13 protein-coding genes are annotated in these 11,048 nt (G+C 66.5%); 5 read left to right on the top strand and 8 right to left on the bottom strand.

Going from position 1 to position 11,048, the window contains the following annotated elements:
• Positions 1 to 3: 3 nt before the first annotated feature.
• Positions 4 to 645, bottom strand: a complete 642-nt coding sequence (gene yczE / locus NFC73_RS19265; RefSeq protein WP_254752881.1) for a membrane protein YczE — start codon at positions 643 to 645, stop codon at positions 4 to 6.
• A gap of 61 nt (positions 646 to 706) precedes the next feature.
• Between yczE and yczR the strand changes: the two genes are divergently transcribed.
• Positions 707 to 2,242: a MocR-like transcription factor YczR gene (gene yczR / locus NFC73_RS19260; protein WP_254752879.1), complete on the top strand. Its 1,536-nt coding sequence runs from the start codon at positions 707 to 709 to the stop codon at positions 2,240 to 2,242.
• 34 nt (positions 2,243 to 2,276) lie between these two features.
• On the opposite strand, the gene NFC73_RS19255 is transcribed toward yczR, so the two are convergent.
• The gene (locus tag NFC73_RS19255; RefSeq protein WP_254752878.1) at positions 2,277 to 2,780 is read right to left on the bottom strand and encodes a DUF4188 domain-containing protein; all 504 of its coding nucleotides are present in this window, start codon (positions 2,778 to 2,780) and stop codon (positions 2,277 to 2,279) included.
• Between the two features lie 79 nt (positions 2,781 to 2,859).
• On the opposite strand from NFC73_RS19255, the gene NFC73_RS19250 reads away from it, so the two are divergent.
• Positions 2,860 to 3,435 carry a TetR/AcrR family transcriptional regulator gene (locus NFC73_RS19250; protein ID WP_254752876.1) on the top strand — a complete coding sequence of 192 codons (576 nt, stop codon included), beginning with the start codon at positions 2,860 to 2,862 and terminating at the stop codon, positions 3,433 to 3,435.
• A 127-nt stretch (positions 3,436 to 3,562) separates the two neighbouring features.
• On the opposite strand, the gene NFC73_RS19245 is transcribed toward NFC73_RS19250, so the two are convergent.
• Together NFC73_RS19245 and NFC73_RS19240 are read right to left on the bottom strand one after the other, a co-directional pair.
• Positions 3,563 to 4,255, bottom strand: a complete 693-nt coding sequence (locus NFC73_RS19245) for an SRPBCC family protein (protein WP_254752874.1) — start codon at positions 4,253 to 4,255, stop codon at positions 3,563 to 3,565.
• Positions 4,248 to 4,898, bottom strand: coding sequence for a winged helix-turn-helix domain-containing protein (locus NFC73_RS19240; RefSeq protein ID WP_254752872.1), 651 nt, complete (start codon positions 4,896 to 4,898; stop codon positions 4,248 to 4,250). Before NFC73_RS19240 ends, NFC73_RS19245 begins: the two co-directional genes overlap by 8 nt.
• Before the next feature lie 220 nt (positions 4,899 to 5,118).
• On the opposite strand from NFC73_RS19240, the gene NFC73_RS19235 reads away from it, so the two are divergent.
• On the top strand, positions 5,119 to 6,126 hold the full coding sequence (locus NFC73_RS19235) for an RluA family pseudouridine synthase (protein WP_254752914.1): 1,008 nt from the start codon (positions 5,119 to 5,121) through the stop codon (positions 6,124 to 6,126).
• On the opposite strand, the gene NFC73_RS19230 is transcribed toward NFC73_RS19235, so the two are convergent.
• From NFC73_RS19230 to NFC73_RS19215, 4 genes are all read right to left on the bottom strand, one after another.
• Positions 6,098 to 6,628 carry an O-acetyl-ADP-ribose deacetylase gene (locus NFC73_RS19230; protein ID WP_254752870.1) on the bottom strand — a complete coding sequence of 177 codons (531 nt, stop codon included), beginning with the start codon at positions 6,626 to 6,628 and terminating at the stop codon, positions 6,098 to 6,100. The genes NFC73_RS19235 and NFC73_RS19230 overlap by 29 nt on opposite strands.
• 30 nt (positions 6,629 to 6,658) lie before the next feature.
• Positions 6,659 to 9,127 (bottom strand): MinD/ParA family ATP-binding protein, encoded by a 2,469-nt coding sequence (locus NFC73_RS19225; protein WP_254752868.1) that lies wholly within the window; start codon positions 9,125 to 9,127, stop codon positions 6,659 to 6,661.
• Positions 9,128 to 9,215: 88 nt separating this feature from the next.
• The gene (locus NFC73_RS19220) at positions 9,216 to 9,416 is read right to left on the bottom strand and encodes a hypothetical protein (protein WP_141139390.1); all 201 of its coding nucleotides are present in this window, start codon (positions 9,414 to 9,416) and stop codon (positions 9,216 to 9,218) included.
• A gap of 60 nt (positions 9,417 to 9,476) precedes the next feature.
• Positions 9,477 to 9,671, bottom strand: a complete 195-nt coding sequence (locus tag NFC73_RS19215) for a hypothetical protein (RefSeq protein WP_254752866.1) — start codon at positions 9,669 to 9,671, stop codon at positions 9,477 to 9,479.
• 212 nt (positions 9,672 to 9,883) lie between these two features.
• Here NFC73_RS19215 and NFC73_RS19210 point away from each other — a divergent pair, with 212 nt between their 5' ends.
• A complete protein-coding gene (locus NFC73_RS19210; RefSeq protein ID WP_141139389.1) occupies positions 9,884 to 10,087 on the top strand; it encodes a hypothetical protein in 204 nt (67 codons plus the stop codon).
• A 209-nt stretch (positions 10,088 to 10,296) separates the two neighbouring features.
• Positions 10,297 to 11,010: an AfsR/SARP family transcriptional regulator gene (locus tag NFC73_RS19205; RefSeq protein WP_254752864.1), complete on the top strand. Its 714-nt coding sequence runs from the start codon at positions 10,297 to 10,299 to the stop codon at positions 11,008 to 11,010.
• Positions 11,011 to 11,048: the final 38 nt, after the last annotated feature.

Here is an 11,048-nt window from a genome sequence, read left to right as displayed (position 1 = left end):
TACCTAGGAAGTCCGGGCAAGGGGTTCGACAGGGGCCGGCTCGAGGACGGCAGTGACCGACGGAAGCGCTGCGGGCACCATAAACCGCGGAAGCAACAGCTGGACCAAGGGCCCGATGGCGAGGGCGTAGACCACCGTGCCCACGCCCACGGAACCGCCCAGCAGCCAGCCGACTCCCAGCACCACCACTTCGATCAGGGTGCGCGAGACCCGCACGGACCAGCCGGTGCGCCGCGCCAGCCCGGTCATCAGGCCATCCCTGGCCCCCGGACCGAACCGTGCGCCGATGTAGCAGGCGGACGCGATGCCGTTCAGCAGCACGGCACCGGCAAGCATGCCGATCTGGCCGCCAAGATGCGAGAACGCAGGGATCAACGCGAGGCCGATGTCAGCGAAAACGCCCACCAGCACGGCGTTGCAGAGCGTGCCGAACCCTGGCCACTGCCGGAGCGGGATCCAGAGGAGCAGCACCAGGAAACTCACAATGATGACCACTGCCCCGATGCTCAGCCCAGTCCGGCCGGCCACTCCCTGATGGAAAACATCCCACGGATCCAGTCCAAGTCCGGCACGAATGAACATGGCCAGGGAGATGCCGTACATGGCGAGGCCGGTAAAGAGCTGGAGTAGTCTGCGAGTCAACATAACGACCACTCTGACAGATAACTGGCATTGAATTACATAGCCAGTCTGAGATACTGGCATCATGTCCCCCTCACTGAACCCGCCTGCGCTGGCCCGTCTCCTGGGTGAGTGGAACCTCGGCGTCGCTCCGGCCTACCGCGAGCTGGCCGACGTCGTCCGCCTCCTGGTCCTGGACGGCCGGGTGGCCCTTGACACGGCACTGCCCAGCGAGCGGTCACTGTCTGAGGCGCTGGGCGTCAGCCGCACCACCGTCACAGCCGCCTACGGCCACCTCCGCGAGCAGGGTTTCCTCAGCAGCGGGCAGGGCAGCAGGGGCCGGACCCGGATTCCGCGCCTGACGGCGTTGGGTGCCACGGTGCTCACGGAGCCGGGCCTTACAACCGCGGGGCGGACGCCCGGAACAACGTCTCCCGGGCTCGCGGCACCGGAGGGTCTGCTTGACCTCGCCTACGCGTCGCTGCCCGCCAGCGGCGAGGTGGTACATCGCGCGTTCGCGGCAGCCCTCACCGAACTTCCCGCCCTGCTGCCGGGATTCGGCTACGACGCCATGGGTCTGCTCCCCCTGCGCGAAGCCGTGGCAGCGCGTTATACGGCGGCCGGCGTGCCGACCACTGCCGAACAGATCCTGGTGACCTCGGGCGCGCAGCACGCCCTGAACATCATCATCCGCGCCGTGGCGGGCCGGCAGGACAGGGTGCTGGTGGAACACCCCAGCTATCCGAACGCCCTGGATGCCATCCGGGCGGCCGGGTGCCGCCCCCTCCCGGTGGCATTCACCACAGCACACGGCACCAGCACCACAAAGGCCGACGGCGGTCCCGCCCTGGCGTGGGACATGCACGCCCTGCAGGCCGCCATGACAGAGCAGCGTCCCAGGATGGCGTACGTGGTGCCGGACTTCCATAACCCCACCGGCCAGCTGATGCCTGATGTCCAGCGCCGCCAGCTGGTCCGGGCGGCCGTCGCTGCCGGGACGGTCCTGGTGGTGGACGAGACTCTCCGCGAGCTGAATCTCGACGGCGCCGAAACCAGTCCCGTGGCAGCCTTCGGTCCCGCCGTGGTCACCATCGGCTCGCTCAGCAAATCCCACTGGGCCGGACTTCGGACAGGCTGGATCCGCGCCTCCGAAGCCATGATCCAGCGCTTTGCGGCGGCACGGACGTCCCTGGATCTGGGCGGACCGCTGATGGAACAGTTGGCGGCCGCCCACCTTGTCCGCTCCCTCAGCGAACCCCTTCCCGCCCGACTTAGCGCCCTCCGGGACAACCGCGCCGCACTTCTGGAGCTCCTTGCCGGACACTTGCCGGACTGGGAATCGGCACGCCCGGCCGGCGGACTGTCCGTTTGGTGCAGGCTGCCAGCACCGGTTAGCACGGCGCTGACGATGATCGCTCCGGACTTTGGTATCCGGCTGGCAGCCGGGCCGCGGTTTGGCATCGGAGGCGCGTTCGAACGCTACCTCCGGGTACCTTTCACCCTGCCGCCGGACCAGCTGGAGACCGCCGTCCTGGCCCTGCGCTCAGCCCAGGACCGGCTCGACGCCGCCCCGCAGCTCCGCCGGACCCTGAAGAACGCGCCGGCACTGGCCATTGCGTGACGCGCCGGGCTTTCGGGCTTGTGGGCTTTCGGGCTCAGCTGCCGCCGGCACCGCGGCCTGCGGCCCGGCCCATCCGCTGCCTGGCCGTATGGGTCCCGGCCCCGACCGGGACATGCGCCGTCGCCTTGGCCAGCCCAAACTCCGGCATCCCGTTGTAGACAACCTCGATCCCGCCGGCCGGCACCTGGTACGTCTCATGCCAGACGCCGACGTCGCCGGTCCCGGAGAGTTCCTTCATGAATCGTCGCCACGGTTCATGGTGCGGGGACTCCCGGTCCGCGGCGAACTTCCGCAGGTGCTCGGGGCTCTCCCAGTAGCTGAGCAGGATGGTGGTGCGCCCGAACCACTGCTCACAGCCGAGCATTCCTGCCGCGGGGTCGGCGGCCAGGTGCTGGAGCATCCGCGGCATGGCCGCAGCCACCCTGCCGACGGCTCCCACCTTCCACCATCGGTTCGCCCGCATGCCGATCAGGAAGACCGTCACCGATTCACGGCCCGGGTCAGCGGTGTATCGGCCCGGAAATACCTTCTGCGCCATGGGAACTCCTTCGGTTCGCGGTTTCATAACCTTGTTTCATAACGCCGTTACGAAACAAGGTTATGAAACAATGGACTCCATGGCAAGACCCGTGGTGCATAACGATTCCCTCAGGCAGGGCCTGCTGGCCGTCACGGCCGATTTGGTAGACCGAGACGGTCCGGCACGCGTGAATCTGCGGGATGTGGCAGCGGCCGCCGGCACGTCCACCACGGCCGTCTATTCGCTGTTCGGCGGCAAATCCCAGCTGCTGACCGCCGTGGTGGACGACGGGTTCCGGTCATTCCATGACTCCCAGGCCGCAGCGGCGGCGGGCGGCCTGCAGGGACTCGGCGTGGCCTACCGTGAATGGGCCTTGGAGCACCGGGCGCTCTACCGGCTGATGTTCGGCGGCGCCCTGGCAGCCTATGTCGATTGCCAGCCAAGCCCGGATGTGGCCGCAGATGCCATGACACCCCTGATCAACGCCGTCGCCTCCGCCCAGGCGGCGGGGAGGCTGCTGCCGGCACCTGCCGAGATGGTCGCCGTCGCCATCTGGGGACAGGTCCACGGCCTGGTGAGCCTGGAACTGGCTGAAGTGGGGCCACCGGACGCAGACTGGGCTGCCGCGTATAGCGCTGCCCTTGACGCCGTCGCCCGCGGCTGGGCCGCCTGAGGCGACCTCCGGTTGGATTCCCGACGCGCCGATCCGCCCGCGACGCGCAAATTATCTGACGCAGGTGGATTTCCCGGTGCGCCAGATAATGTGCGAGTCGATATTCAGGTGCCGGGCTCAGGAGCCCTTACGCGTAGACCTTTTCGAGGAAGCGGCCCCAGGCCTCGGCGGTGGCTGACGAGTCACCGCTGCCGCTGAAGTCGTGCACGGTCATGCCCACGGGAGCGCCGAAGGCATTACGTCCGAAGAACCGGTACATCGCATCCGACGTCCGCAGGCCCAGGAAGTGCTCGCTGGAGAAGTCCACTTCCCCGGACAGCCGCCCCACGCCGTCGAGCTCCAGCTCAACAGCGGAACCCTGCGCCGCAGAATCCACGCCCAGAGCTTTCTTCAGGCGTTCGAAACCGTCCGGGGTCTGCGACGCCGCCGGAGACTGGATGTCCGTAAACACGACCGGCTTGCCGTCGAAGTGCTGCAGGTACTGGCCCAGCGTGTGCAGGTAGAACTCGGTGTGCTTGCTGGCGCCGTCGTACTGTTCGTCCCAGTTGTCGGCGAAGATCCCGCTGTGGACATAGTGCAGCCGGGCGCGGCCGCCCTCGAGCGGTTCCAGGATGTGCTCCAGCTGGTTGAACCAGCCATCCGGGCCGTCCATCCGGGAGACGAGATGGGTGGGATGCTCCTGCACGGTCTTGACGTCCGGCCACTGGTCCGTGGGGAACATCCACGCCGGCGTTCCGTTGGTCACGGCTTCCCAGACACGCTCGGGCGTGCCGGGCAGTTCGGTGTCGTACACGATCTCAAATTCGCGGTTGTCAGTCATTGTCCTGCTCCTTCGCTGAAAGGGGTTTGATGGGGGTTTTGAGCACGGGATGAAGGGCGACGACGAGCCGGTGCTTTCGTCCGCCGCTCGCGGCAGTGCCGCCCGGCGTCGCGGGTGAGCTGCCGCCGTCGTGATATTTGTCCACCAGGCGGGTCACGGCGACGCCGAGCTCCTCGGCAAACGCTGCCCGGTCCGCGGCCGTCCGGAAGGTGATCTCGCCGTCGATCGCGAACGTGGCGAGCTTCTGCCGGGCAGCAGCCGCGCCGGCGATCAGCTTGCCCACCTCCTGGACCATCCGGCCGGCGAGCGCCAGCAGCCAGAAGGCGGAGAACCGGTCGGAGAACCGGTGCGGATCCGGTGCCACCGACGCGAGGGCTACGGGCGAAATCAGGTACGAAGCCGCCGTCGCCTGGAGGACGCGCTCGGTGACGTTCCCCTTGCGCCGCTCCTCCACCAGCTCCACCAGCCCGTGCCGCTCGAGGGCCTTGAGGTGGTAGTTGACCTTCTGCCGCGGCAGGCCCACCTTGGCGGCAAGCTGCGTGGCCGACGCCGGCTCCGCGAGCTCCCGGAGGATGAGCGTCCGGATCGGGTCCAACGACGCTTCCGCCGCGGCCGGGTCCTCAATCACTTCGATGTCCAACATGCTTCCATCCTGCCAACCGACAACTTTTTCTGTCAAGAACTTTTTTACCGTCGGTGCCGAGGTGGCCGGATCCGTGCTCCGATTCGATGGTTCCCTGCCCGATCGATGATTCGGACCATCGTCTGCGCAGGGAACCGTCTAAACGGGCGCGGGCGGGACGGCCGCGGACGGCCGCGGACGGCCGGGGCTCCAGAACGGCCGCGGGTAGAATGGACCGGTGATGCAATCCCCCCTCCCCGTGCGCGAAGGCGTCAACGCCACCCGCCTGCGCCTCCCGGACGAGGGGCCGTGGACCACCGCCATGGACTACATGATGCACCGCTGGGGCCACATCGATCCGCAGGGCATCGAGGACAGGTTCGACGCCGGCGAGATCGTCGGCGAGGGCGGCGTCGCCCTGGACCGGGCCACCAGGCTCGAGGACCACACCTTCATCTGGTACTACCGCTCATTGCCGCCGGAGACCCGTATCCCGGTGGAAATCAGCATCCTGCACCAGGACGACCACCTCCTCGTGGTGGACAAGCCGCACTTCCTGCCAACTACCCCCGGCGGCACCTACATCCAGGAATCGGCGCTCGTCCGGCTCCGGAACCAGCTCAGCCTGCCGGACCTGATCCCCATGCACCGCCTGGACCGGATGACCGCAGGCGTGCTGCTGCTGTCCACCAACCCGGAAACCCGCGGAAATTACCAGGTGCTCTTCGAGAAGCGGCAGGTGCAGAAGGAATACGAGTGCGTCTCCGCCGCGGAGCCCGCCGCCGGACACCCCGCCGTCGACTTCCCGGTGGTGGTCCGGAACCGGATGACCAAATCCCGCAGCTATCTGCTGGCCGAAGTGATCGAGGGCGTGCCGAACGCGGAGACCCGGATCGAACGGCTGGAAACGTTCGACGGCGGCACTTCGGCAGGTGCCGCCGGCACCCGCGCGCCTGGCACCCCTGCCGTCGGCATCGGTGCCGAAACCAACCCAGCCCGCCTGGCGCGCTACCGGCTGGAGCCGCACTCCGGAAAAACGCACCAGCTGAGGGTACATATGGCCTCGCTGGGGCTGGGCATCGTGAATGACTCGTTTTATCCGGACCTGCTGGACAAGGCGCCGGACGACTACTCCAAACCGCTCCAACTGCTGGCCCGCGGCATCCGCTTTGTGGATCCCATCAGCAAAAAGCCCGTGGAGTATCGCAGCGGGCTGAATCTCAGCGAGGCTGCTCAAACACCGTCCTGAAGGCCTGCTCCATCTCGGGGCTGAACAGCACAAACTCCGCCCACTCGAGCGCGCTGGCCGGATGTGAGGCACCAAACCCCGTGACGGCGTCGTGCGCGGCCTCCGCCACCTGGCGGCCGTGCCAGCCGTACACTCCCCCGCCCACCGCGGGGAAGGCGATGGACGCCGCGCCCAGCGAGTCCGCCAGCCGCAGGCTTTCGCTGAAGCAGGAGACCAGCAGCGCCGGGTTGGTCTGCCCCACGCGCCGGTTGGGCCCAACAGTGTGGATGACCCAGAGTGCCGGCAGCCGGAATCCAGGAGTGGCGACGGCGGCTCCGGGCGCCAGCCCGTGCGGCAGGTCCGTTTCGCGCAGTTCGCGGCAGGCGGCCAGCAGTTCCGGCCCGGCAGCCCTGTGGACAGCCCCGTCCACACCGCCACCGCCCAGCAAACTGGAGTTGGCCGCGTTCACGATCGCGTCAACCGTGCGGGTGGTGATATCGCCTTGGAAGATGGTGATCCGCATGCCGCCAGTTTCCCACTTACGGCGTGCGGCTCAAAGACCCCGCATCACCGCAGCTGAGGCACGCAACCAGGCCTCGCGGGTGCCCGGCATCAGCGCCTGGTAGTTAAGCGGCCCGCCGGAGACGAGGGACTTGTCATAGGGAACGTCGAGGACTTCCCTTGTCAGCGTCTCGAAGTGGGTCCGGGTCCGGTCATGAAGCCGCAGATCGGTGTGCAGTGACGGCGCGGCCAGCAGGGTTACGGCGTTGCTGACTTTCTCCTGGTAGCCGCGTTCACGCAGCCCGTCCACGAGCCAGACCGCACTGGCCACTGTGTCTTCGCGGACCGTGGAAACGATGACCAGCTCGTCCGCCGCCGCCACAGCGGCTTCCCAGTTCGTGGACCGCATGTTGTTGCCGGTGTCCACCATGATGATCCGGTAAAACCGGCGCAGCGCCGTGTGCAGCCGGTCGAATTCACGGCTGCCGATGGTGGCGGCCCCGGCCGCGTCCTCGTCCGAGGCCAGCACATCGAACTGCGCGGATCCCTGGTAACGCACAAAGCGGTCCAGGTCCCCGATCCGGCCCAGGACGGGGTCTTCGAAGCGGTCCACTTCCCGCATCAGGTCAACGGCAGTGCCGGCATGCCCGGCCAGCGGCGCCCGCCACCCCATGGTTCCGCGCGTTTCATTGTTGTCCCAGGCGAGCGTGTACCCGCCCCGCTGGATGCCCAGCGTTGCGGCCAGGAGCAGCGTTGCCGTGGTCTTGTGCGCGCCGCCCTTGGGATTAACGACGACGACGGTCCGGGGGCCGTCCAGACGCCGCTGGACCTCTTCGACGGCGTCCAGGTGGGAGAGTTCCCGCCTGCCGGGACCGAGGCTCAGGGAATTGCGGCTGAGCCGCCGGACGGCACCCTGCCAGCCCAATTCGGCGAGCGGGGCGGGCCGGGCGGGCCTGTCGGCGAGGAAGTCCTGGAGGGTGGGAACGTCGTCGGGAATGGCTCCAGCCGGGATGGCCGCACGGGCTTGAAAATGGGCGGGAGCACGCAATGGCGCCGGGGGGACCTCGTCGGGCATGGCCGCGGGAGGGAGTGCGATGGCCATGGCGGACCTTCCTTTCTGTAGTGGCTTCCCCAGCTGTAACGGCTGCCCCATCTGTAACGACTTCCCCGCCTGCGGCTTCACTGCCCGGAGGTGCCGTGGCACCACGCCTTCCGACTCCGCCGTCATTCGCCACAGGCGCCTGCCCAGGCGGCCAAGCAGGTCGAGGAGGACCGACAGCAACCGGTACAGCAGAATGGCCAGGCCGATCACCGGCAGGGACAGCATCAGGATGGACAGGATGGAGAGCGCAGCGGCGGCCGGGTCGCCGGCGGCGATGGCCTCGCTGGCGAGCCCCGCATGCTGCCGGATGGCGTCAGCGGTCTGCTCGATGATCAGGGGGAGGCTCAGCAACATCCAGCCAAGCGCCAGGCACAGCAGCGGCACCACCGTGACCACCCAGATAGTGACGAGGCGGCGCGCGAACGTCCGGAGCTCGGCAACCCGCGGATCCACCGCGCGCCCGGGAACGAGGCTGAGCAGAACCGGGCGGATGCGGTTGAACAGGTCAGGGACACCGGCGATGTCGGCCAGGACGAAGTAGCCGTCGAAGCGCAGCGTCGGCACCAGCTGCTGGATCATCTCGAAATGCATCAGTGCCGCCGCGAGGAGGAAAAGGCCCTGCCCTGTCAGCAGGTAGGCGCCGCCCAGGGCGATCAGGCACAGGCAGTTGAAGTACAGCCCGCCAAGGTCCGTGCGGATCCTGCCAGCCCGGCCCAACCGGTAGGAGTCGGTGACGTTTGTGAAAAATGCCGGGAAGACCAGGTAAACGCCGACGCCGATCACTCCGGGCCTGGCGCCGCCGTACCGGCACGCAGTGGCATGCCCCAGTTCGTGGATCACGGCTCCCGCCGTCAGCATCGCGAAGATGCCAAGCAGCAGCGCCGGCGTGAGAAGTACCTGCTCCAGGGAAGCCAGGAAGTCGCCCTTGGCCAGCACCAGGAGGTCGACGGCGGCCAGCCCGACCAGGACGGCGGCCACCACCGGACTCCAATACAGCGGGGCCAGGACCATGGCCAGCGTGTTGACCAGCTTTTCCGGCAGCAGCGTTCCCCGCAGCCGCAGGGCCAGTAACGGGTTCGCCGTGGGCGGGGGCACGGCATCAGCGGCGTCCGTATCGGCGTCGTGAACGAGGCCCATCGGCTCCAGCCTGGTGTCGATGAGGTGAAGGAGTCCGCTGACACTGAGTTCGCGGCCGTAGGCGTCGCTGACATCGCGCGCCAGCTCATCAGCGGATTTCAGCGGCGAGACGGTGGCCATGACCAGCTGGAGAAGCTCCGACAGCTGGACAATCTGCCCGTCTCCGCGCTGCAGCAGGTAGCTGCGGTCCTTCAGGCCGGACCCCTCAACCGGTCCCAGGAAAACAAGCCCGGGTGACGGCGACCAATGCCGGACAAAGTCAGCTTCGGATGCTGTGGTCACGGTCCCCACCTAGGTTGAGCCACTAAGAACGGCGGGCATGCTCCGACGCTGAAGCATGCCCTCCGGGTTTCCTGTTGATCCAGCGGACCTACTGCTGCAGGACAATCACTTCCTGCCAGGCGGCCGAGTTCGCGATTGAACCGATCGAGGCCGCATTGATGGCGAACGACAGGTTCACGGCGATCACGGGAGCAACGTTGATGTTGAAGAACAGCGTTTCCCTCATTGGAAGCAGTTCTGCAACCTCGGCGTCGAGATCCACCGGTAATAGCGCGGTTGATGCCGTCATAGCACCTCACCTCTCTCCCCCGGGCAATCCCAGGGTCCAGATATCGGATGATAGACGGACTTAACCCTGGACTACGGCGATGTTCTGAAGCGCAGTGCTGTCTGCTAGCGCAAAGAACGAGGCAGCGTTCAGGGCCACAGACGAGTTGCTTGCGTAAACACCCGCCCAGTTCGTGTCCAGAAACAGGGTCTCCCGCGAAGGCAACAGCTCCACCTTCTGGCTTTCCAGTTCGTGAACGGTAAGTTCCTTCATCATGTCAATCACCCCCTTTCGACGTCCCGCGATCAGTCAACGCGTCGCCCCGTTGCGGCTTCGTTACTGGGCTGTTATTTTTCCGTTGTTTCGTGAAACTAATATGGTGGCAGTCTTGACTTGGGCGCCGAATAATCTTTGCCTAGGATGGTCATACCGGACAGTAATGTTCCTGGACGACGTAAATTGCAGACAAGGAAAGCAGGCGCCGATTCATGGCGGACATTGAAGGCACCATGGTCATCCGCGCGTGGGCGGAGCCTGCCCAGAACCACCGCGTACGGGCGCGCCTGATCTCCAGTCATCCTGGCCAGGACCAGGAAATTGTGGAAACGGCCGGCGATGAAGAAGAAATCATTATGGCTGTGCAGCGCTGGCTCGATGTGCTGAAAGCCTCAGAAAGCACTGCCAGCGCATAAACCGAAGTCCCCTTATCGGCTGGGCTGATTCCAGCAACCCTTCCTGAATGACAACCGGCGCCATGTGAATTGACGGGCATGTGGACCTATTCCCGGTATATAACCCCCAAAAACCCCCTCTTTCCAAATTGGCTTGACTTGATGCGCCCCAGTGCCACGATGGTTATCTGGGGTATCGCGTGTTGTCCGGTCGCTTGAAGGGGATAGGCATGACGGTGGCTCTCGCACAGGACTGGCATTTAAGCCTGCTGGGGGCCTGGCGGTTGCGCCGCGGCAGCAATACCGTGACGGTGGCCAGCCGGGAACAGCGGCTCATCGCGTGTGTGGGACTCCTGGGCTGCAGGCACCGGAGTTTCCTGGCCGGCCTGCTGTGGCCCAAAAGCAGCGAAACGCAGGCTGCCGGGAACCTGCGAACCACCGTCTGGTGCATCTCCCACGCCTTCCCGCACCTCCTCCGGACCGGCGCGGACACGCTGGAGCTTCACGAATCGGTCCGGGTCGATGTCACCGCATTGCAGCACCACGTCGCCACCCTGCAGTCGCAGCCTGAAGCCCGGATTCCTGACAGCTATCTGGACGACTTGAGCCGCGCCGACCTGCTTCCCGGCTGGTACGACGACTGGGTGGTCTTCGAACAGGAGCGGATGCGGCAGTTGCGCCTCAGCGCACTGGAGCTCATGGCACGGCAGCATCTGGCGGCCGGCGAACCCGGGGGAGCTGTCATCGCGGCATTGTCCGCTGCAAGCATCGAACCACTCAGGGAATCGGCCCATCTGCTGCTGGTCCAGGCCCATCTGGCCGCCGGGAACCGGGCCGCCGCGGTCCGCGCCTACACGATGTTTGCCAGCCGCTTGGAGGGCGAACTCGGTGTCCTGCCCTCAAGCCAGTTGAGCGAGCTTGTCTCGGCGTTCCATCCGCACTGACCGAGCACCTGCACTGATCGAGCATCCTCACTGATAGA

The organism is Pseudarthrobacter humi, assembly GCF_024294965.1.
GTDB classification, from domain to species: Bacteria; Actinomycetota; Actinomycetes; order Actinomycetales; family Micrococcaceae; genus Arthrobacter; species Arthrobacter humi.
The sequence above is the reverse complement of the archived record's forward strand: the minus strand, read 5'-3'. Positions and strand labels throughout refer to the sequence as shown.